Annotated in this window: 20 protein-coding genes and 1 pseudogene; 15 read left to right on the forward strand and 6 right to left on the reverse strand. The window is 62.8% G+C overall.

Annotated elements, in window-relative coordinates; genetic code table 11:
* Nucleotides 1-6 precede the first annotated feature (6 nt).
* The gene (gene queC, locus BDK61_RS04630) at nt 7-705 is read left to right on the forward strand and encodes a 7-cyano-7-deazaguanine synthase QueC (RefSeq protein ID WP_121302430.1); all 699 of its coding nucleotides are present in this window, start codon (nt 7-9) and stop codon (nt 703-705) included.
* Between the two features lie 29 nt (nt 706-734).
* On the opposite strand, the gene BDK61_RS04635 is transcribed toward queC, so the two are convergent.
* The 4 genes and pseudogenes from BDK61_RS04635 to BDK61_RS04650 form a co-directional block, all read right to left on the reverse strand.
* Nucleotides 735-1,118 (reverse strand): methylglyoxal synthase, encoded by a 384-nt coding sequence (locus tag BDK61_RS04635; protein ID WP_007189293.1) that lies wholly within the window; start codon nt 1,116-1,118, stop codon nt 735-737.
* A 58-nt stretch (nt 1,119-1,176) separates the two neighbouring features.
* Entirely contained in the window at nt 1,177-1,455 is a 279-nt protein-coding gene (locus tag BDK61_RS04640) for a HalOD1 output domain-containing protein (RefSeq protein ID WP_004958641.1), read from the reverse strand.
* 224 nt (nt 1,456-1,679) lie between these two features.
* Nucleotides 1,680-2,339: a helix-turn-helix domain-containing protein gene (locus BDK61_RS04645; protein WP_121302431.1), complete on the reverse strand. Its 660-nt coding sequence runs from the start codon at nt 2,337-2,339 to the stop codon at nt 1,680-1,682.
* Nucleotides 2,340-2,561: 222 nt separating this feature from the next.
* Nucleotides 2,562-3,044: pseudogene (locus BDK61_RS04650) on the reverse strand (deoxyuridine 5'-triphosphate nucleotidohydrolase); the annotation flags it as partial.
* A 141-nt stretch (nt 3,045-3,185) separates the two neighbouring features.
* Here BDK61_RS04650 and BDK61_RS04655 point away from each other — a divergent pair.
* The 8 genes from BDK61_RS04655 to BDK61_RS04690 all read left to right on the forward strand — a co-directional run bounded on the left by BDK61_RS04655 (nt 3,186) and on the right by BDK61_RS04690 (nt 9,731).
* Complete coding sequence (locus BDK61_RS04655; RefSeq protein ID WP_004958634.1) at nt 3,186-5,159, forward strand: aconitate hydratase; 1,974 nt, start codon at nt 3,186-3,188, stop codon at nt 5,157-5,159.
* Nucleotides 5,160-5,738: 579 nt separating this feature from the next.
* On the forward strand, nt 5,739-6,236 hold the full coding sequence (gene rimI, locus BDK61_RS04660) for a ribosomal protein S18-alanine N-acetyltransferase (RefSeq protein WP_121302432.1): 498 nt from the start codon (nt 5,739-5,741) through the stop codon (nt 6,234-6,236).
* Nucleotides 6,237-6,368: 132 nt separating this feature from the next.
* Complete coding sequence (locus tag BDK61_RS04665; RefSeq protein ID WP_007189290.1) at nt 6,369-6,842, forward strand: DUF5810 domain-containing protein; 474 nt, start codon at nt 6,369-6,371, stop codon at nt 6,840-6,842.
* Nucleotides 6,843-6,865: 23 nt separating this feature from the next.
* Entirely contained in the window at nt 6,866-7,279 is a 414-nt protein-coding gene (locus BDK61_RS04670; protein WP_121302433.1) for a DUF5809 family protein, read from the forward strand.
* Nucleotides 7,279-7,692 carry a hypothetical protein gene (locus tag BDK61_RS04675; protein ID WP_007189288.1) on the forward strand — a complete coding sequence of 138 codons (414 nt, stop codon included), beginning with the start codon at nt 7,279-7,281 and terminating at the stop codon, nt 7,690-7,692. The genes BDK61_RS04670 and BDK61_RS04675 overlap by 1 nt, the downstream gene beginning before the upstream one ends.
* Nucleotides 7,689-8,231 carry an NUDIX hydrolase gene (locus tag BDK61_RS04680; RefSeq protein ID WP_121302434.1) on the forward strand — a complete coding sequence of 181 codons (543 nt, stop codon included), beginning with the start codon at nt 7,689-7,691 and terminating at the stop codon, nt 8,229-8,231. Before BDK61_RS04675 ends, BDK61_RS04680 begins: the two co-directional genes overlap by 4 nt.
* Before the next feature lie 38 nt (nt 8,232-8,269).
* Nucleotides 8,270-8,653, forward strand: a complete 384-nt coding sequence (locus BDK61_RS04685; RefSeq protein ID WP_004958620.1) for a rhodanese-like domain-containing protein — start codon at nt 8,270-8,272, stop codon at nt 8,651-8,653.
* Nucleotides 8,654-8,945: 292 nt separating this feature from the next.
* Nucleotides 8,946-9,731, forward strand: a complete 786-nt coding sequence (locus BDK61_RS04690; RefSeq protein ID WP_121303895.1) for a DUF7260 family protein — start codon at nt 8,946-8,948, stop codon at nt 9,729-9,731.
* A 40-nt stretch (nt 9,732-9,771) separates the two neighbouring features.
* Here BDK61_RS04690 and BDK61_RS04695 read toward each other — a convergent pair whose 3' ends face one another.
* On the reverse strand, nt 9,772-10,776 hold the full coding sequence (locus tag BDK61_RS04695) for a phosphate uptake regulator PhoU (RefSeq protein ID WP_004958590.1): 1,005 nt from the start codon (nt 10,774-10,776) through the stop codon (nt 9,772-9,774).
* Nucleotides 10,777-11,108: 332 nt separating this feature from the next.
* Here BDK61_RS04695 and BDK61_RS04700 point away from each other — a divergent pair, with 332 nt between their 5' ends.
* The 6 genes from BDK61_RS04700 to BDK61_RS04725 are packed head-to-tail and all read left to right on the forward strand — an operon-like array spanning nt 11,109 to nt 18,771.
* The gene (locus BDK61_RS04700; protein ID WP_121302435.1) at nt 11,109-12,260 is read left to right on the forward strand and encodes a substrate-binding domain-containing protein; all 1,152 of its coding nucleotides are present in this window, start codon (nt 11,109-11,111) and stop codon (nt 12,258-12,260) included.
* A gap of 60 nt (nt 12,261-12,320) precedes the next feature.
* The gene (gene pstC / locus BDK61_RS04705; RefSeq protein ID WP_121302436.1) at nt 12,321-13,442 is read left to right on the forward strand and encodes a phosphate ABC transporter permease subunit PstC; all 1,122 of its coding nucleotides are present in this window, start codon (nt 12,321-12,323) and stop codon (nt 13,440-13,442) included.
* Nucleotides 13,439-16,093, forward strand: coding sequence for a phosphate ABC transporter permease PstA (gene pstA, locus BDK61_RS04710; RefSeq protein ID WP_121302437.1), 2,655 nt, complete (start codon nt 13,439-13,441; stop codon nt 16,091-16,093). The genes pstC and pstA overlap by 4 nt, the downstream gene beginning before the upstream one ends.
* Entirely contained in the window at nt 16,086-17,027 is a 942-nt protein-coding gene (gene pstB, locus BDK61_RS04715) for a phosphate ABC transporter ATP-binding protein PstB (RefSeq protein WP_004958581.1), read from the forward strand. Before pstA ends, pstB begins: the two co-directional genes overlap by 8 nt.
* A gap of 2 nt (nt 17,028-17,029) precedes the next feature.
* Nucleotides 17,030-17,707, forward strand: a complete 678-nt coding sequence (phoU, locus tag BDK61_RS04720; protein WP_121302438.1) for a phosphate signaling complex protein PhoU — start codon at nt 17,030-17,032, stop codon at nt 17,705-17,707.
* A gap of 2 nt (nt 17,708-17,709) precedes the next feature.
* Nucleotides 17,710-18,771, forward strand: coding sequence for a phosphate uptake regulator PhoU (locus BDK61_RS04725; protein ID WP_121302439.1), 1,062 nt, complete (start codon nt 17,710-17,712; stop codon nt 18,769-18,771).
* A gap of 28 nt (nt 18,772-18,799) precedes the next feature.
* Here BDK61_RS04725 and BDK61_RS04730 read toward each other — a convergent pair whose 3' ends face one another.
* Complete coding sequence (locus BDK61_RS04730; protein ID WP_121302325.1) at nt 18,800-20,074, reverse strand: IS4-like element ISHma1 family transposase; 1,275 nt, start codon at nt 20,072-20,074, stop codon at nt 18,800-18,802.
* Nucleotides 20,075-20,161 lie beyond the last annotated feature (87 nt).

A 20,161-nucleotide genomic window follows, 5' to 3' on the forward strand; every position in this document is an offset into this window, starting at 1 on the left:
CAACAGATGACTGATGACACCCGCGCTGTCGTGCTCGCCTCGGGCGGCATGGACAGCGCCACGGCGGCCTACGAAGCACAGACCCGCGGCTACGACCACCTGTACCTGCTGCATACGAGCTACGGGCAAAACACCGAGGACCGGGAGTACGAGTGCGCCAGCGCGCTGGCCGACCACGTCGACGCGGCTAACTTCCTCCACGTCGAAACCGGCCACCTCACTCAGATCGGCGCGTCGTCGCTGACCGACGACTCGATGGAGGTAGCGGACGCTGACACCGACAGCGACGAGATTCCGACCTCGTACGTCCCGTTCCGGAACGCGAACCTCCTCTCGATGGCGGTCTCCTACGCCGAGGCCAACGACTGCGGAGCCGTCTTCATCGGCGCACACAGTGAGGATTTCTCGGGATATCCGGACTGTCGGCCCGCCTTCTTTGACGCCTTTCAGGGCGTCATCGACGCCGGAACGAAGCCCGACACCGACATCGCCCTCGTCGCGCCCTTCGTCGAGTGGTCCAAGACCGACATCGCCAAGCGCGGCGTCGAACTCGGCGTCCCCTACGCGGACACCTGGAGTTGCTACCGGGACGACGAACCGGCCTGTGGGACCTGTGACGCCTGTGCGTTCCGGCTCGAAGCCTTCCAGCGAATCGGGGAACGGGACCCCATCGAGTACGCGGAGCGACCGACGTACGCTGAGTAAGTAGATTGTAGGCGGTGTCGACTGCGGAACTAGTCGTCGGCTCTGTCCTGTGCCAGCCCTTCGAGGATGTATTCTGCAGAGGCCCGCGTCGTTGCCAGCGGCACGTCGTGAACGTCACAGATGCGCAGGAGCGCCGAGATGTCCGGCTCGTGGGGCTGTGCCGTCAGCGGGTCCCGGAGGAAGACGATGCCGTCCATCCGGCCCTCAGCGACTTCCGCGCCGATCTGCGTGTCGCCGCCCATCGGCCCGCTCTCCTTGCGTTCGACTGTGAGGTCGGTCTCTGCCATGATGCGCTTGCTCGTCGTGCCGGTCCCGACGAGGTCAAACTCCGAAAGCGTTGCTTCGTAACTCTGTGCCAGGTCGATCATCTCGGGCTTCTCGTCGTCGTGTGCGATGAGCGCGATGCGGGTCATACCTTGGGCTCTCGGGCCACCGTCTTATGTCATTTGGACGGGGACGTGTCAGCGCCCGTTACCCGTCGACAGAAACCTCACCGTCAGCCGTTATCGTCACGTCGTGTCCTTCGACAGTGAACGTCAGCGACTCCGTCGTCCTTTCCCCGACGACCGCACGGAGTGACTCGCTGTTGACGTATGTATCCAGCTCGTCAATATCATCTGCATCCAGATCTGTCGCTTCGAGTACCGCATCGGCAATAACATCTTCTGCGGGTTCGGGGCTCACCCAGTCGTCGGACCCCTCCGTGGCCCGGTTTCGCAGCATATACACAGTCCCCTCGTTCGAGCTCATATCCTACCATACGCTCCCTTCTCTTATAACAGCGGATGAGCAGTTTCACTGTCTGAAGTAACCGGCGTGCCGATGACAGACCAGACGCTGCGTCACACACTGTCAGCTCAAACGACGCAAAACACAGCTATTCGGCAATCTGTCGCCCCCAGACCCGGTTCTCACAGCGGGTCAGCGTCCCACCACCCTCGCTTTTCACCAGCCGGAAGCCGTTCCTGGTCCGATTACTCCGGCGGTGAGCCGACAAGCGGCCGTTCAGGGGCCGCCAGCGTGTTCTGTACCAGCGTTCGCGTCCCCCGCCGGAGCCGCTCTGAAGCGGCCTGACTGGAGATACCGAGCTCCGTGGCGAGGTCCGAGAGGGACGACTCCCGCGGGACGGTGAAGTACCCACGATTGAGCGCGAGCAACAGCACTTCTCGCTGTGGGTCCGTCACGCCGAACTGTGGGGAGGCTTCCGTGTCGTCAGTGATAGTCTGAATGTCGATGTTGATATCACTGGCCACGAGTGTGTCACGGAACGACAGTACGGAACTCTTCTCGGGGAACCGGGCTCGAAACACCCAGTCATCGCCGGTCTGTGCGGCACCGAGCAGGAACCCGTCCGCGTTTAATAACGATTCTCCGATCGTGTCGATTGTCGTATCAGTTGTATGCAGGGTATACCAGTGACCATCTCCTTCTGCCGCTACATGGGCATAGTCGGTGATACTCTCGTCCTGGGCCAGATTCGCTTCGATGGCGGGCCGTTCGACGGGGCCAATCCAGGCGACGGCACGGCAGTCGCCGCTCTCGCAGTGAAGTCGCTGTATCCGTATCGCTGCTTTACTCAGCGTTTCAGCTGTTCGCTGCAAGAGGGGGGCATCGATGTGAAATTCTACTATCATGTCTCACTGTCACGCAGCAACGATAATAAACCCCGGTCAGACAGTTGTCGTACCTGAAAACGGTGCTTGTGTAATTTCCGGGTACTGAAGGCTAACGGCAGTGTGGACCGGGGTATAGTTGCTTCAAGCACCAATCGATAGCACTCAGGAAATCCACTTAAATTCACAGCATGGCCTACCATGTCTCGGACGATGAGACACGTCTGGGACTGCGATTACATCTCAGAGATTTTCACCCTGATACGACCCTTCGTACGTCCCTTCGTGAGCGGCGTCAGCGAGCACGAGTTGTGCGATCCGCGCGCCCTGTTCGAGTTCGATCGGGTGGTGGACCTCCAGTAGCCCCTCGCCTCGCCCCTCGTAACCGGCGTCCCAGACAGCCGTATCAAGCATGCAGGAGTTGCGGAGCAACGACGACCGCGGGAGGAGAAAGCCGATGTGGCCATCCGGAATGACGACCCGGTCGGCGTACTCGACGATGTAGCCGCCCCGGTCGAGGTGATAGACACCGTCGTCGGGCTCAACTTCCTGTCGCTCGCCGACAGTTTTGTCGCCGCGTTCGATGCGCCCCGGCTCGACCTGTTCGTAGATTGCACCGAGCGTAAGGTCGACGCCGTTCGGTTGCACCTGCGAGTCTCTCAGGTCGCCGAGAGCATCGGCGACGAACCGCCCACTCTTGAACATACGCGGTTCTGTGCGAGTGTCGTGGAAAGACCTGCCGGTCTGGTCGACCGCTGTCCCGGCCTGTTGACTCGCTTCTGAGTGACCGACGGCACGGATTTTTATATGAAAAATACGACGGAATACGCGGGATTTATACCGCCGCGCCATCCATTGACGCACGTTATGGGACAGACGCTTACGGAAAAAATTCTCGACGACCATCTCGTCGAAGGGGAGCTAACACCCGGAGAAGAGATCGGGATCGAGATCGATCAGGTGCTGACACAGGACACGACCGGGACGCTTGTCTGGCTGCAGTTCGAAGCGCTGGGCCTCGAAGAGGTTCAGACGGAACTGGCCGCCCAGTACTGTGACCACCAGACCTATCAGTTCGACTTTAAGAATACCGACGACCACCGCTTCCTCCGCTCTGCGGCAGGCACGTTCGGGGCCCATTTCTCGCGCCCCGGCAACGGTATCTGTCACAACGTCCACAAGGAGAACTTCGCTGCACCCGGCAAGACGATGCTCGGGTCCGACTCCCACACACCGACCCCCGGCGGCCTCGGCGAGCTCGCTATCGGGTCCGGTGGCCTCGACGTCGCCGTCGCGATGGGTGGCGGCGCCTACTACATTGAGATGCCGGAAGTCGTCAACGTCCGCCTCGAAGGCGAACTGCCCGAATGGGCGACTGCCAAGGACGTCATCTTGGAGCTGCTCCGCCGGCTGTCGGTCAAGGGCGGCGTCGGCAAGGTGCTGGAATACACCGGTCCCGGCGTCGAGACGCTGACCGTCCCCGAGCGGACCACCATCACCAACATGGGGACCGAGCTCGGTGCCACCTCGTCGATTTTCCCGACGGACGACCAGACCAAGGACTACCTCGAACGCCTCGGCCGCGAGGATGTCTTCGAGGACATCGGCCCCGACGAGGATGCCGAGTACGCCGACGAAATCGTCGTCGACCTCTCGGACCTCGAACCGCTCATCGCCGAGCCGTCCATGCCTGACAACGTCGTGCCGGTCTCCGAGGTCGAGGGCGTCGACGTCGAGCAGGTCATGATCGGTTCCTGTACGAACGGCGCCTACGAGGACATCCTCCCGGCCGCGAAGATGCTGGAAGGGCGCAACATCGACAAGAAGACCGAGATGATCGTCGCCCCCGGCTCCAAGCAGGCCTCCGAGATGCTGGCCCGCGAGGGCTGGACCGCGGAGATGATGGCCGCTGGCGTCAACTTCTCCGAGGCGACGTGTGGTGCCTGTATCGGCATCGGTCACGTCCCGGCCTCCGACTCCGTCTCCCTGCGGACGTTCAACCGCAACTTCGAGGGTCGCTCCGGTATCGAGGACGACAACGTCTACCTCTGCTCGCCGGAAGTCGCCACCGCGGCGGCCATCAAAGGCGAAATCGTTGACCCGCGAGACCTCGCCGACGAACTCGGCGACCTCGAGGCACCCGGTCTGGAGATGCCCGACCAGTACATCGGCAACTCCGAATCGGACCTCATCGCGCCGGACAACGCCGTCGACGACGAACTCATCAAGGGCCCGAACATCGGCGACGTGCCGCTGAAGGACCCGCTCGAGACCGAAGTCGGTGGTGAAGCCCTCCTCAAGATGGAGGACAACATCACGACGGACCACATCATCCCGGCCACACAGGACATCCTGATGTACCGGTCGAACGTCCCGAAGCTCTCCGAGTTCACGCTCTCGCGCGTCGACGACACGTTCGCGGAGCGCGCACTCGAAGCAGACGGCGGCGTACTCGTCGCTGGCGAGAACTACGGTCAGGGGTCCTCGCGTGAACACGCGGCCCTGTGCCCGATGTACCTGGGTATCGAGACCGTTCTTGCACAGAGCTTCGCCCGCATCCACAAGGCGAACCTGTTCAACTTCGGTATCGTCCCGCTCACCATCGACGAGGAGACCTACGAGAAGATCGAGGAAGGCGACGACATCGAAGTCGTCGACGACGCGGCCGAGGCCGTCAAGTCCGGCCAGACGGAGTTCACCATCCGCGTGAACGACGACTGGGAAGCGACTGGCCAGCTTGACGCCTCCGAGCGCGAACGCGAGATCCTCGCCGCCGGTGGCAAACTCTCGCACACGAAGCAGCAGCACGACGACGGCGGCGCTGCACCTGCTGACGACTAACGTGAGGTCGCGAAGCGACCTCAGATTCCGGAGCGGAGCGGGACCGTAGGTCCCGCAGGCAGTCGGGCAGCATCGCCGCCCGACGACGGGGAGGAACGACCCGCGACAGAGGGATTCCGAGCGTAGCGAGGAATCGATTTCAGGTCGAACGGCGCTTTGCGCCGTGAGACAGCGCGGTCGCCTTCTGACCGCGGTTTTTTATCGAGAAACGAAGCCTAGTACCACGTTTCCTTCAGATAACAGGATACTAGAACCGCACCAGCGCCAGAGATATGATACCCATTCCGTAGCTGGGGACGCCTTCATTCCGACCCCTGCAGTCGGCTCTGGCAGAACCTACGTCTAGTACAACTCGGCAGCGATGGAAAAGTTTGGAAAGAGGGGTGGGGGTGGGGGTGGTGGCACCCAAAATGGGTGCGCTTATAGATAGACTCGTCAGACTAAAGAACCTTCCGGAGTTCTAACTTTGTCCTGCCCCTATCGATGCATGAATTATCAGAACTTATCGACAAACAGTCAGAACCCGGGATATCTTCGGTCGGCGGTAACACATATGTAGGGCCACACCGAAGTACACACGTGACAACGGTCGCTCCTGACGGACCGGAGACGCCGGATACGCCAGCGGTTCGACGCGCCGTCCGTGCGGATCTCATCGAGGTCCACCGCATCGAGCAGGCGTCATTTCCACAGCCATGGCCGTTTTCTGCACTGGAGAGCTATCTCGGCGAAACGGGGTTTCTCGTCGCCGAAACCGGTAACGACGACGACGACCCGCCCGCTGTCGCAGGCTACGTCATCGCGGATACGGTGCCGAACCACGGTACCCCGCTCGGTCACATCAAGGACCTCGCGGTTCGGCCGGCGTACCAACGGCAGGGGGTTGCGAGCGCGCTGTTGCGGCGTGCGATGGAGGTCATCGACGAGACCGGTGCCGGCTCGGTCAAGCTGGAGGTCCGGGCCGACAATGGCGGCGCGCGAAAGCTCTACCGGCGCTTCGGGTTCGAACACCGCAAGACGATTCCGAACTACTACAGCAACGGTGAGGACGCCTTGGTAATGGTCCGCCTGCTGTAGGCGCTTGCCTCACTCCGCGGTCCTGTATACTCAGATGCAGTCCCGGCGAAGAGCGGGAGCGCCGGTCTGAAACGACGACCGCTTCGAGACCCCGACTACATATACGGCTCCGCATCCACGCTTTGCACACCAATGGGATACGCCTGTCCAGTGTGTGACGACCCGCAAGCCGATGACGTGCATCTGGCGAACCACCTCGCGTTTACCGCGATGACCGGCGGCGATGATCATGAAGCGTGGCTTGACGACCGCGTCCCCGACTGGGGCCAACTCGGCGAGGACGAACTGTCCACCGAAGTCGTCGAATACGCTGAGGAGACGGAGTTCCCACAGGTGTTCGAGGATACCGTCGACCGCAGCGATGGGCATAGCCACGACCACGCGCACGGACACGGCCACGGCGACCTCCCGCAGGGCGCGGACCGCCACCGGGGATCGAACGCGCTCAGCGACCACGACAGCGAGGTGCTGGCCGAGGCCCGGGACCTGACGCGGGAGATGCTACGCGATAGCGACGACGAGAACGATGCGGACGCCACTGATAGTGACACGTCGGCATCCGACGCTGGCGACGAGGCTGGCGCGACCGGAGACGAAACCGAATAGTCCCGCCGGCAGCAACAGGACGTATGGACACTGAGGGGCAGTTCGCGCCGGTATCGGCAGCCGAGGCCCGCGAGCGCTACGACGCGTTCGGGCCGACGGCGCAGGTCGTTGTCAAGGAAGTCGCGAAGGCGATGGGTCTCGACCCGGAGACCTACGAGGAGCGAGTCACCAGCGAGGTCGTCGAAACCGCTCGCGACGTGCTGTTCGCAGAATCGCTCGCGGTTCAGGTCGGCTCGATGGCGGAGTTCGAAGAGTGGCGCGAAGACACCGACTGTGAGGTGACGCTAGTCGGCGCGGAGACCGTTGACAACGTTGTCTGGCACGCCGCGCCCTTCGCGGAGCAGGCCGTCGCGGCGACGTTTCAGGACGAACGTCGCGCTGCTGTCGGGACGCTCCGTCGCCAGGCCTTCGGCCGCATCTACCGCGAGGTCATCTGATGCGCCCGGTCACACGGAACACCCTGCTCGGTATCATCGCCGTCGTCGTGCTGTTGCTGGCGCTGGGTGCGCTGCCGGGCCTCCTCAAGAGCGGGGACCCTTACTACGCCGTTGCTACGCCGACCGACGGCGAGTACAGCGTCGACAACGGCACGGCAATCAACTGGAGCAGCCAGTCTGAGCGACGCTTCCCGTACACGAGCGAGGCGCTGGCCGACGCATCTCCGTCGGCGACCGGGCAATCCGAGCCGTACTGGCGCGGGCCGCTCGGGTTCAAGGGTGCGTTCACTCATTCGCCGTTCGACGAGCGAGACGCGCTTAGCCAGCAGTACGACGGGGCTGTAACCGACGACGGCGTCGTCGTCCGGCACAACGGCACGTTTTACCACGTCGCGGTCCGACAGGACGTATGACCCGCGAACCGGACCACGAGTGGCCAATCGTCGAGAGCCAACGCGAGTACGAGACCGGCTGGTACACCGGCGGTTACGACCGAGTTCGCCAGCCCGACGGCTCCGAGAAGGACTACTACTGGGCCGAACTCCCTGATGCGGCCGTCGTGGTCGCCACGACCGGCGACGAACTCGTCATGGTCGACCAGTATCGCCCGACCATTCGTGAGCAGTGCCTCGAACTCCCGGCCGGCATCGTCGAGGACGACGAATCCTACACGGCCGCCGGTGCGCGCGAACTCCGCGAGGAGACCGGCTTCGAGGCCGCCGGCGTTTCACTTATCGAAGAGTTCTCGTGTTCGACCGGCGTGCTCCGGCACCGCCGTGGCATCGTCTTCGCTGAGGGCCTCGAACCGGTCGACCGGGAACTTGACGACAACGAGTTCCTCTCGGTGACGACAGTTCCCATCGACGAGGCACTGGCGGTCGCCCGTCGCGAGCCAGCTAACGACGCGACCATCGAAGGCATCCTGCTGGCACAGGCTGATGGATTGCTGTAGCCGGTGAAGGTTTAGGTATCGCCCGCTAGCGGCTGGGTATGGACGGCGAAATCGACGCCGACGAGCTACGGTCGAAACTCGACGAGGAGACGGTCCGGGTAGTCGATATCCGCTCACCCGGCGCGTTCGAGCGAGGCCACATCCCCGAGAGCGAGAACGTCCCGTTCCCGTCGCTCGTCGATGAAGTCGAACGGTTCGAAGGCGACGACGAGGTCGTGACAGTGTGCCCGAAAGGAAAGTCCAGTGTGCAGGCCGCCCGGCTCATCGCGTCGTACGAAGGGTTTGATGGCGACGTAGTAAGCTTCGAACCCGGGCTGAACGGCTGGGACGGCCCGCTGGAGCGTGCCGAAGATGAGGAGACGCCGGCAGACACTGCAGCTGCTGACAGAGATTCCGACGAAGGCCCTGCTGCACCGTTTTAGTCGCTGTTCGGAGTTGAAATGGTGGCTCAGGAAAAGTCCATCGTCACAAGGGGCTCAGCGGGGGTAACATCTCGTCATCGCCACCAGCAGGTCGTAGTTCCCCACTCGGGAAAAGTGCATCCGTTGCGGACGACATGGACGGACCGGGCTGACAGTACCTGTCGCTGGCAGGGACATTGCTGCTCGGAGCGAATCACACCACTGTGGATTCCGACGGTAGCGGTACGACGGTCTATATAGCGAACATATAAAATACCTATACGACGACAGCAAACACTCCGGCTGAGTGTCCGTGTCTACCACCGAGACAAGCCAGCCGCGGATCGAGCAGGCGCTCGCTGTCGTTCAGCGAGAGACCGACTGCATCGAGGCTGAACTGGCGGCGCTCAGACGTTTTCGGACCCAGATGGTATCTATTGAGCCGACGGCCCAATCCGCGGGTACCGTTGACACCTCCGGGGGTGGGATGTCGGCATTCAGTGCCCGGCAGCCGAAACCCGATACCAGCCTGCGTGCTGTCCGGGAAGCCTACCGCGAGACGGTCATGGCTGTACCACATTTCGAAGCCGAGTACGACGACTCGCTAGAAGCGAATATGTCGATGGAGTTCGGCCCGGAACTCGGCACGCAGATCGCCACGGGAACGCGCTTGACGGCGCAGTTGTACGAGGCACTGTTGACTGCAAGCGAGGGGGCGCGCGACGAACGTGAAATGTTGCTCCCGGCGCTCGAACGCGAACGGGAGTCATTACAGTCGGTGCAAGCGACGCTTGATGACTGCGAACGCCGTGCAGCTGCACTCGGTGCGAACGCACGCCGCACAACCGACCCGGCGCGGCTCGACACCATCGACGACCAGCTTGCTGAAATTGAAGCTAACTGTGAGGCGGCGGCAGCGACCCGCCAACAGCAACTCCACAGCCGGTCAGCCGCCGCTCTCTCCGGTGTTGACGGGACCAGTCTCGTTCGATATCTCTACGACGGCTGTCCGGTGACGTGCCCGGCGCTTGTTGACACCGTCACGTGCCTCGATACGATCAGGCGGCATCGTCGTCACTGTATCGTTTCGACAAGCTAAGGTCGCAGGACGGCTCTCTAGTTTTTGCCGTGCCGGGTGGTCAGGACTGCGGTCGAGGCGCGGCCTTCTGGAGGGCGCTTTCGGCAATGTTGCCGCCGTAGTCGGCGGTCCGGGACAGGGAGTCGACGATTAGGCCCAGAACCTGAGCGCTCTGTGGGTCGAACTCGCGGATCTGGCCATCGACTTCGCGGGCAGTCTCGTCGACATCGGGGATCTGGCTACGGGCTCCGTTTGCCAGTTCGACGGCCTCGTCGGAGTCTTCGGTCAACAGGGCGTCCATCGCAGTCTCGGGGACTGCAATGGCCTCGGCTTCCAGCTGATCGAGAAGCTCGGCTGTTTCGCCGGTGATCTCCCCGATTTCCTGGGAGAGGCTGGCGATCTTCGTCGCGTGGTCGGCAATACGCTCTAGCTGGCGGGCGCTGGACTGGAAGTCGAAGACGGTCTCGCGCGGGAAGCCGATCTCGTTAGCTGCCGTTGGGTTTCGGAGGACGGTGCGGAACACGCGCGAAACCATGTACCAGAGGCGGTCCACGTCGTCGTCGCGTTGCATCACGTCCGCCGCGAGGTCGTCGTCGTCCTCGATGAGCGCTTCGACAGCGTCGGAGAGCATTGTCAACGAGACCAGCCGCATACGCGTGATCGCGTTGTGGACAGACAGCTCCGAGGAATCCAGCAGGTCCTGCAGGACGACCCGGTCGGTCGTTTCCTCAATCATCTCCAGACCGACCAGCCCCTGTGTCGCATCACGGATGATGCGTCGCTGTTCGGCCGTTATCCGAGTCGCTTCGAGCTGGATGATGTCGAAGCCACTGACGTACATCGTCATCACCGCTCGCGTGAGTTCGTGCCTGTTTTCGAGTCCCTCCACGTCGAGACTCCCTTCTACGCGGCCGTTGTCCCGCTGTGGAGCGAGCAGCAGCAGGTCCCGCTCAGCGTGGAATTCGACGACGCTGCCCGCGCTCACGTCGTTTTCTGTCGCCCACTCTTTGGGTAGTGAGACGGTGTATGTCGACCCGCCCGTCACCTGGACCTTGCGTGTCTCCATGTGACTGACACTCGTTCATGCGATGATATAAATCCACTCATATCTATATACTGTATTGGAGTTCTAATATTTGGGGACATATTCGCCGGCTGGACGCCGACTCTTCGGCAATTTTTGCTGGCAGTGGCGGCGAAGACGGCTAACACGCCGAGATACATAATTATCCTTCATATTCGACGTATTTGGGTACTTGGAGGCCCAAATCAGACGAATAAGCTATTATATTCACACCTGTTTGCGAGTGTTTGTCATACTAATTCTATATAGTAGTAACCCAATAGATATAGCTATCTTAGCAGATTACTTATTAGCTGTCCTGTTGGCTTCTGTTGATGGCGCACGACTCAAACGGGCTGTCAGAGTTCGTATCGCGGCGGAAATTTATCGCAACGACAGGTGCGACCAGTATCGCTGCGATCGCCGGTTGTTCCAGCGGCAGCGGCGACTCCGAGTCGGACGGGAGCTCCGGCGAGAGTGCGGACACCGAAGCGGTGTCGACGGAGATGGAAGCGACCGAAAGCACCGACGAGGGCGGTAGCTCCGGCGGTACCACCGCACTCGAATCCGGTGGCTCCTCGACGGTGTACCCTATCGCCAACACCGCGGCCTCGTACTGGAACGCAAACCGGCCGGCCAGCGACAGCGAGTACTGGCCACACGGCGAGTACGATATCGACACGGGAAAGAACCTCGCGGACTACTGGGGCGGTCTCTACGGGTTCGAGGCCGGCGGCGAGGACGGGCCGCCGTTCCAGTTCACTGTTGGCCTCTCTCACTCTGGGACCGGCGTCGAGAAGGTCATGAACGGCCAGAACGACATCGGGAACTCCTCCGGGAACGTTGAGGACGAACTTCCGGACCGTGACTCCTACGACCAATTCATCGACCACGTCGTCGGTGTGGACGGCCAGCCACTGGTCGTCTCCCAGGAGATCGCCGATGCCGGCGTCGAGCAGATCACCGGCGACCAGCTCAAAAGCCTCTACAAAGGTGAACTCACCAACTGGAGCGAACTCGGCGGCCCGGACCGCGAGATTCAGGTGCTGGGCCGTGTCAAGGGCTCCGGGACGCGAACCTCCTTCGTCTCCAACGTCTTCGGCAACCCAGAGGAGGACACCTCTGTTGCCAACCGCTACGGTCAGAACCAGCGCCTCGCGCAGGCTGTCGCACAGGCCGACAACGCCATCAGCTACCTCGCGCTGGCGTTCATCGACACTGACGGGCTGGCTCCCATCGCGCTGGAGTGGGAAGGGACGACCTACAGCTATCAGGACGACCAGAACGGCCTCGACTCGAAGGCCTACCCCCTCTCGCGTGACCTCCACATGTACACGTGGGAAGGCACCTCGAAGAAAGAGGCCGCGGTCATCAACATGATCCTGTCTGACTTCGGTCAGGACACCTTCGTCGCGCCGAACAACTACTTCAAGCTCGGCGCACGCCGTCGCGAGGAAGAGCGCGCCAAGCTCCCCGACCAGGTGTAATCGCCCACGGCTCGGACCACATCTGACAGTTATCGGCCGTGTCGGTCGATTTTCCATACTATGACAGAGGATATACCTACAACGGAGGGCGAGGCGGTGTCGGGCGGGGACAGAGTCGACGGGTCGACGCTCGCCGTCGTCACGATAGCGACGACGCTGGTGGCGACGATTCTTGTCTTCCTGTTTCGGCCGGCGCTGGCGTTGCCCATGCTGCTGGCATTCGTGTTTGTCACGGCGGTCGGCTGGGTCACCTATCAGGCTGAGGTTGCACGCCTACTCACGCTGGTTGCGACGGTGCTAACGGTGTTGACCGTCGCGTTCATCACGTTCTTCCTGTTCGCAAGCGCACTGCCAGCGTTTCTCGAACGTGGACTTGGACTGCTGTTGATCCCGGAACAGGGCGGGGACGCTCGCTGGTTCTTCTGGCTCGAATCCGTGCTGCCGTCGGACTCGACCTACTGGAACCCCCTTAGCGGGGCGTACTCGCTGATACCGATGATATGGGCGACAGTGGTCGTAACCATCATCGCGGGTGCGGTTGCGGGGCCGCTTGGCCTGTTCGGCGCGCTGTTCATCGCCGAGGTCGCCAGCGACCGCCTGCGGGAACTGATCAAGCCCGGCGTGGAGATTCTGGCCGGCATCCCCTCCATCGTCTACGGGTTCATCGGCTTTCAGGTGCTGAACGGCTTCATTCAGACGAACTTCCTCGATGACGGGGCGAGCTTCCTCATCGCGGGGATCGTCGTGGGCGTGATGGCGCTCCCGACAGTCGTCTCCGTCGGCGAGGACGCTCTCTCCAGTGTCCCCCAGTCGATGGGTGACGGCTCCGTCGCCATGGGCGCGACCGAGTGGCAGACGATGAAGAGCATCTCCATCCCGGCGGCGTTCTCGGGCATCTCCGCGGCCGTCATTCTCGGCCTGGGTCGAGCCATCGGCGAGACGATGGCCGTCGCCGCGATCATGGCCTCGGGGACACAGTTCGCCGACCCACTGTTCGACATCTTCGACGCGAACGCGACGCTGACCAGCCTGATCGCGACCCAGTACGGGAGCGCATCCGAGAGCACCGTCGACGTGCTGTTCGTCGCCGGCGTCATGCTGTTCGTCATCGTCGCCGGGATGAGCATCGTCTCGCAGTACATCGAGCGGCGTATGCAGCGGAAACTGAAGGGGCAACAATGAGTGACGCCTACGCGACTACGGACCGACTCGTCAGTGCGGACTCGAACAGCTACGACCGGGGACTGGATACGGCGATCGCACTGAGCGTCGTCGGCTTCACGCTCGGACTCATCACGCTGGTGAATCTGGTCCCGCCCGGTGCCAGTGGCAGTGCCCTCACCACGGCGCTCGGGACGCTACTTGCTGTCGTCGTCGGCGCGGTCGGGATCACCGGCCTCGCCTCCTACACCAACGTCGTCCCGGTCACCTCACAGCGAGTGCGCGGCATCGGGCTGGGCCTCGTCGTTTCGACGCTTGCGCTGACCGCGCTTGCCGCGGTCCTTCCCGTGACGATGGCGACGCTGCTTGGAACCGTGTTGCTGGCCGAAGCGCTGGCGATCACTGCCGCCGGTGTCTCCTCCCGGCTCGAACTCGTGGACACGGAACCGAACATGAGCGCCGGGCTGCTCTCCGGCGGCGCGCTCGGCGCGGTCGGCCTTGCTATGGGGGCTGCCATCGGCGGTGCGCTCACCAGTGCCGGCTCACTTCTGTGGCTCGTCGGGGCTGTCGTCGCCGGCGTCGGGCTGTTCCTGCTGGCAATTCTCCCTCGCGAGGACCTCGGTTCGACGCTCCCGACAGCCATCGTGGTCGGCGCGCTCGGGCTGACAATCGTAACCGGCACCATCGGCGTCGGCTGGCAGTGGAACCCGCAGACCCTCTCCGGTGGCTTCACCGGCGGCGCGGTCATCCCCGTGTTCCTTCTGGTCGGGACGCTCCTGTCGGCCTGGTCGGCCGCCAAGTGCCGGGCCGGATTCGGCGCTCGGGGCCGGGAGTACGGGGCCTTCCTCGTCATCAACCTTAACGCCTTCCTGATGGTGGCCGTGATGGCGACAATCGTCGTGTTCGTGACCGTCAAAGGCGTCGGCTACGCCTTCCACGGGCTCTCGGTCGGTGCGCTGACCGCGCTGGTCCTCCTGACGCCAGCCCTTCTCGCCGCGGTCCAGTTCGCTCGCACACCTGCGGGCACGAATGACTGGAACAGCGGCGCTCGACAGCTATTCCGCGTCCTCCCACTGGCGGCAGTCGGCGCGCTTGCCGCGACGGTTGCGAGCGTCCTCGTCACTGGGTCCCCGCTACGCTACTCCTATGCCTACACTGTTCAGGTCAACCGACAGGGACAGGCACTCGATACGGCATTCGCGGTGACCCCTGACACGACAATCGGAACGCTACTGCTGTTCGCGCCGGCGGCGCTGCTCGCAGTCACCTTCTTCCGTTCGTTCGGTTCGCTCCGAAAGGTCGGGACACAGTCCGAGCGGGCCGGCTCGATTCGACAGGCCGTCCCGACCGCGGTTCTCGCGCTCGTCGTCCTCACCGGCTTCTTCCTCGTTTTCGGCCCCGCTCCGTTCGGCCTGCCGCTCGGCAGTACGCTCGGCTTCGCCGCCGTCGCCGCCGGGTCGGTCGCCGCGGGCGGTCTCGCAGTCTACCCGCTTGTCGGCGTGCTCACAAGCGACGGGCCGACGCTCGCGGACAGCGCACAGTCCGAGGCGCCGCTGTTCACGCTGGGTGTGTTCGGCGGACTCGGGCTGTTACTGGCCGCGCTGTTGCTCCAGCCAGTCGCCGGCATCAATCCACTGGTCGGCCCGGTGAACCTCGTGCCGGCAATCGCACTCGGGGCCGCGGTGGCCTCGCTCGCGCTGGCGACGCTCACGACCGTCGCAAAGCGGTCCAGCGAAGAGACGATCACCCGCCGGCTCCTGACCGAGGAGACGCGACTCGGACTTGTCGGCACGGCCGGCTTCACCGCGCTGGTGGGCCTGCACGTGGCCGTTACCGGCACGTCATTCAATGTTCTCGGCGTCTCCATTGCCAACGAGGGGAGCCTCTCGTGGCCGATGGTGATGCAGGCCTACATCCCGCTGGGGGCCGAGCCCGGCGGTATCATGCCTGCCATCATCGGCACGGTGTGGCTGGTCGTCGGCGCGACGCTGTTCGCGGTCCCGCTGGGTGTCGGTGCAGCGGTGTTCCTCACTGAATACGCGGAGCAGGGCCGGTTCACCGCGCTCGTCGAAATCGCAACGAACGCGCTCTGGAGCACGCCGAGCATTGTCTTCGGCCTGTTCGGGGCGGCGTTCCTGATCCCGCGGCTGGGCGGTGACGAGTCGCTGCTGGCCGGGATGCTGGTCCTTGGGTTCATGCTCTTGCCGCTGGTGCTTATCACCTCGCGGGAGTCGATCAAGGCCGTCCCCGACGAGTATCGTGACGCCAGCGCAGCGCTGGGTGTGACCCAGTGGGAGACCATCAAGAGTGTCGTCCTGCCGGCGGCGATGCCGGGCGTCATCACCGGTGTCATCCTCGGCGTCGGCCGCATCGCCGGCGAGACTGCTCCGCTCATTCTCGTCCTCGGGTCGACGCTGAACGCGACGGCTGCCGTCGATGTCATCGGCGGCTTCCGCTTCGTATCGGGGCCGCCGTTCATCGCCAACGACGCCTTGCTGACGGCCTCAGCGTCGCTACCGACGCAGGTGTGGGCCGTTATCGCGGCCGGGGTGTCTGGGTCGCCACAGATGGGGTGGGCGACGGCGTTTATCCTGCTGATGGTTGTTCTGACGTTCTACGCGGTCGGTATCACGGCGCGGACGTACTTCCGGAGGAAACTCAACTATGAGTGATAGCATCAACACGGAGCCGAGCACGGACACGCAAACGAACGGCGAACGGACGGTCGAAACCACATCGCCGAGCGCTGAGACGACGGCCGGTGAGAGCGAGGAGCAAGTCCGCGACGAGTGGCGGCACTACGAGTTCGACGGCGACACGAAGCTCTCGGTCGAGAACCTCGACGTGTGGTACGGCGACGACCACGCCCTCAAGGACGTCTCGATGGAGATCCCGGAAAACAGCGTCACGGCGCTCATCGGCCCGTCGGGCTGTGGCAAGTCGACGTATCTGCGGTGCCTGAACCGCATGAACGACCGCATCAAGGCCGCCCGCATCGACGGCTCGGTCGAGCTGGAGGGCACCGAAATTTACGACCCTAACGCCAACCTCGTCGAACTGCGCAAACGTATCGGAATGGTGTTCCAGTCGCCGAACCCGTTCCCGAAATCCATCCGGGAGAACATCTCCTACGGTCCCCGCAAACACGGCGACATCAACAAGGGCCTGCTCGCACGTCTGTTCGGCCGCGACGACACGGAACAGGAGGGCGAACTCGTCGAGCGGTCACTGAAACAGGCTGCCCTGTGGGAGGAGGTCAGCGACCGCCTCGACGACAACGCGCTCGGTCTCTCGGGCGGCCAGCAACAGCGGCTCTGTATTGCCCGTTGTCTGGCTGTCGACCCTGAGGTCATCTTGATGGACGAGCCGGCGTCGGCGCTTGACCCCATTGCAACGTCGAAAATCGAGGACCTCGTCGAGGAACTGTCGAAGGACTACACCGTCGTCATCGTCACCCACAATATGCAGCAGGCGGCCCGCATCTCAGACCAGACTGCCGTGTTCCTCACCGGTGGCGAACTCGTCGAGTACGACGACACGGACAAGATCTTCGAGAACCCCGAGAGCCAGCGTGTCGAGGACTACATCACCGGCAAGTTCGGGTAACTATGTCACGCGAGTCGTACCAGCAACTGCTGGACGAACTCCGGGAGCACGTGGTCGAGATGGGCGACCTCGTCGTCGAGCGGCTCGAAGCGGCGCTCACTGCGCTCCGGACCGTCGACCGGGAGATGGCGCAGTCCGTCATCGACGGCGACGACGAAATAAACGAGCTGTATCTGGCCCTCGAAGCCGACTGTATCGACCTCTTTGCCCTCCAGCAGCCGGTCGCGACCGACCTCCGCTTTGTCGCCGCCTCGTTCAAGATTATCACCGACCTCGAACGCATCGCGGACCTCGCCACGAACCTCGCAGCGTACGCACAATCTGCCGACCGTCGACTCGCTCCCGAGGTCGACGTCGACACGATCGGCCGCGAAGCCACTGAGATGGTCGAGCGCAGTATCGATGCCTATCGGCGTGAAGACGTCGAGGAATGCCGCGCTATCGCGGCTGACGACGACGCGCTCGACGCGCTCTGCCAGCGGGCCAGCGAGACTGTCGCTCGGGACCTCATCGAACGAGAGGCCGACGGCGACGACGGCTGGGCGGTTGAGCAGTTGCTTGATGACGTGTCCCGACTCCTGCTGACGGTTCGAGACCTCGAACGCGTTGGCGACCACGCGGTCAACATCGCGGCACGCACGCTGTACATGGTCGAAACCGACTCCGAACTCATCTACTAAGCATGGAAACCCGAAAGATACAGACCGTCGGCGGCGGGACGTACACGGTTTCACTACCGAAAGAGTGGGCCGAATCGGAGAACTGTACGGCCGGAACGACGGTGAACCTCCACACGCACATCGACGGACTACTCGTGATTCAGACACCCGAGTCCCGGACCACGCCGCGGAACCGCGTCACCCTGGAGGTCGGAAACGACGACCCGGCGGAAATCGAGCAGTTGTTGCGAGCGGCCTACGCTGCCGGGGTCGAGTCCGTCGTTCTTGAACTCCCCGACGGCTACAGCGACGCGCAACACCGGGCCATCGAACGCGTCACCCGAAACCTGACTGGCGTAACCATCGCCGAGGAGACTGAAACACACGTGACGGTCCAGACGTTGCTCGACGCCAGCGAGGTGTCGGTCCGGCAGTCGGTTCGCCAGCTCCAGTTCGTCGCTCTGTCGATGCACCGGGACGCGATGGCTGCCCTCACAACCGGGACGACCAGCGACCGGTGGGGTGACCGTGACGAGCAGGCCGACCGACTGCACGCCATGATCGACCGCTATTTCGAGCGGGGCCTGGCACGGCTTGATGAGATCGATGCGCTCGGGCTGACGCGTCCGGAACTGTTCACCCTTTGGGGGACCGCGAACGAACTCGAACGCGTGGCTGACCACGCCGAACGCATCGGCACCATCGCCGACCAGCTCGACGGCCAGCCAACCGGTTCCATCGTCACAGCCCTCGAAGATATCGCTCAGGACGTTCGCACCGTCGTTGAGGACGCTGTCCGTGTGATCATTGGCGACGCCTGTGTCGATACCGCCCGACAGACGCTGGCCACGCGCCGGGCCGTGCGCCAGCAGATAACGAGCCTTGACCGCCAGCTGTTCGAATCGGGCGACGCCGACTACCGGCTCACCCGCGCCCTCGATAGCCTCGCCAGAACAGCCGAGCACGGTGGCAACATCGCCGAGTTTGGTCTTCGGATGGCCGTCCGCGACGGCGCGCTCACCGCTTCCGAGGCCAGTACCGACGACGCGGACACGTCGAGTTCAACAGCCGAAACAGAGTCCTGACCTAACGCACAGCACCATTCGTCTTTAGCTAAGACTCACACCTCGGTTGTGTAGCGGTAGCGAGTGTCTCCTGTAAGATCGGCCGTTGCTGATGAATCTTCTGAGCGTCTTCGATTAGCCGCTCCAACAACGGCGGTGGCGAGTAACCGAGGTACTCGCCGAGTTTGTGGAGGATGAGCTGGGCGTGCGACCGGAAGGTCGCCGCCCAGCGTTCCGGCGGAAACACGATCTCATCGTCGGCCTGCTCGGTGACCAGATCCAACAACTCCCGGCTCACCAGCAGTGACAGCAACGCAGCGTATAGTAGAATTTTCACGACATCAGGGTTGTTCGTGTCGAATTCGTCCAGTTCATACTGCGTCTTCAACTCACGGAACAGAGTTTCTACTTCCCATCGACACCGGTACAGCGTCGCTAGATCTGACGGCAGGAACTCCTCTCTCGGCAGATTCGTTATGTAGAGATGGTAGTCGTCGGCGTCCTCGTTGCGGACGCCGACGACGCGGAACCGCTTCGTATCCAGTGACCGCGTTCCCTCGTACTGCCCTCGCTTGAATTCCGCTTCGACCTCTACGTCGATGTACTTCCGCGAGAGGTCATCGACCACATCGTGGATCTGCTTGCCCTCCAAGGGAATGGCGCGGCCGCGCCATTCCCGTAATTCCGCCGTTATCACCGGATTCGCGTTCTGCTTCAGCCGACTCACGAAGTAGCCATCGTTCTCGTCGATCAACGCGAAACGGCGGTACTTGAAGTACGCTCGATCGAACAGAACTAGCCGTCCTTGTAGCCACGAACCTGTGTTGAACAGCGTGCTGTCGTGCGTTTTCTCGTCCGTTACGTCGATCCGTTCAATTGTCTGGTCGGTGGCGTTGTGGAGCAGGTGGAGCTTCGCTCCAGCCTGCTCCTCGTGACGGGCTTGGAACTCATCAGAGAGGAATTCGTGCAACCGCAACACTGTTCCATCAGCGATCATCACGTCCCTGAATCGGTCGATATCAGCGTCAAAAGCGTCTGGAACAGCGACCTCGTCGAGGCCGCGCTCGACGAGGTCGCGGAGATACTCTGCCAGCGTCGGTGTCAACCGGTGATAGAAGCCGCCAGAAGAGATCGGTTCGTCAGCTGTGGCGTTGTAGCAGCGCCTGAACCCAGCGAGTGTTCGGCTCTCGCCTGCGGCGAAGCCGAACACGAGCGCCCACACGAGGACAGGAATCTGAAGCTTGCCTTCTCGCTCGACCACGCCGAGTTCCTCGGCGTGCTCTTCGAGGAACTCAGAGGGAAAAAGCGTAGTGAGCCGACGCATGATTCTCGTTGAGGAGCGAGGGTTGTGCACAGACTTCTCCTCCTCATTCCTCTCGAAAAATAGCCTCGATAAGCCGTCGCTGTCACG

This window comes from Haloarcula quadrata (assembly GCF_003634715.1).
Classification (GTDB): domain Archaea; phylum Halobacteriota; class Halobacteria; order Halobacteriales; family Haloarculaceae; genus Haloarcula; species Haloarcula marismortui.

Coding starts and splice junctions, on each gene's coding strand:
- queC (WP_121302430.1), top strand. CDS start 7: ATGACTGATGACACCCGCGCTGTCGTGCTCGCCTCGGGCGGCATGGAC.
- BDK61_RS04635 (WP_007189293.1), bottom strand. CDS start 1,118: ATGACCCGCATCGCGCTCATCGCACACGACGACGAGAAGCCCGAGATG.
- BDK61_RS04640 (WP_004958641.1), bottom strand. CDS start 1,455: ATGAGCTCGAACGAGGGGACTGTGTATATGCTGCGAAACCGGGCCACG.
- BDK61_RS04645 (WP_121302431.1), bottom strand. CDS start 2,339: ATGATAGTAGAATTTCACATCGATGCCCCCCTCTTGCAGCGAACAGCT.
- BDK61_RS04655 (WP_004958634.1), top strand. CDS start 3,186: ATGGGACAGACGCTTACGGAAAAAATTCTCGACGACCATCTCGTCGAA.
- BDK61_RS04665 (WP_007189290.1), top strand. CDS start 6,369: ATGGGATACGCCTGTCCAGTGTGTGACGACCCGCAAGCCGATGACGTG.
- BDK61_RS04670 (WP_121302433.1), top strand. CDS start 6,866: ATGGACACTGAGGGGCAGTTCGCGCCGGTATCGGCAGCCGAGGCCCGC.
- BDK61_RS04675 (WP_007189288.1), top strand. CDS start 7,279: ATGCGCCCGGTCACACGGAACACCCTGCTCGGTATCATCGCCGTCGTC.
- BDK61_RS04680 (WP_121302434.1), top strand. CDS start 7,689: ATGACCCGCGAACCGGACCACGAGTGGCCAATCGTCGAGAGCCAACGC.
- BDK61_RS04685 (WP_004958620.1), top strand. CDS start 8,270: ATGGACGGCGAAATCGACGCCGACGAGCTACGGTCGAAACTCGACGAG.
- BDK61_RS04695 (WP_004958590.1), bottom strand. CDS start 10,776: ATGGAGACACGCAAGGTCCAGGTGACGGGCGGGTCGACATACACCGTC.
- BDK61_RS04700 (WP_121302435.1), top strand. CDS start 11,109: ATGGCGCACGACTCAAACGGGCTGTCAGAGTTCGTATCGCGGCGGAAA.
- pstC (WP_121302436.1), top strand. CDS start 12,321: ATGACAGAGGATATACCTACAACGGAGGGCGAGGCGGTGTCGGGCGGG.
- pstA (WP_121302437.1), top strand. CDS start 13,439: ATGAGTGACGCCTACGCGACTACGGACCGACTCGTCAGTGCGGACTCG.
- pstB (WP_004958581.1), top strand. CDS start 16,086: ATGAGTGATAGCATCAACACGGAGCCGAGCACGGACACGCAAACGAAC.
- phoU (WP_121302438.1), top strand. CDS start 17,030: ATGTCACGCGAGTCGTACCAGCAACTGCTGGACGAACTCCGGGAGCAC.
- BDK61_RS04725 (WP_121302439.1), top strand. CDS start 17,710: ATGGAAACCCGAAAGATACAGACCGTCGGCGGCGGGACGTACACGGTT.
- BDK61_RS04730 (WP_121302325.1), bottom strand. CDS start 20,074: ATGCGTCGGCTCACTACGCTTTTTCCCTCTGAGTTCCTCGAAGAGCAC.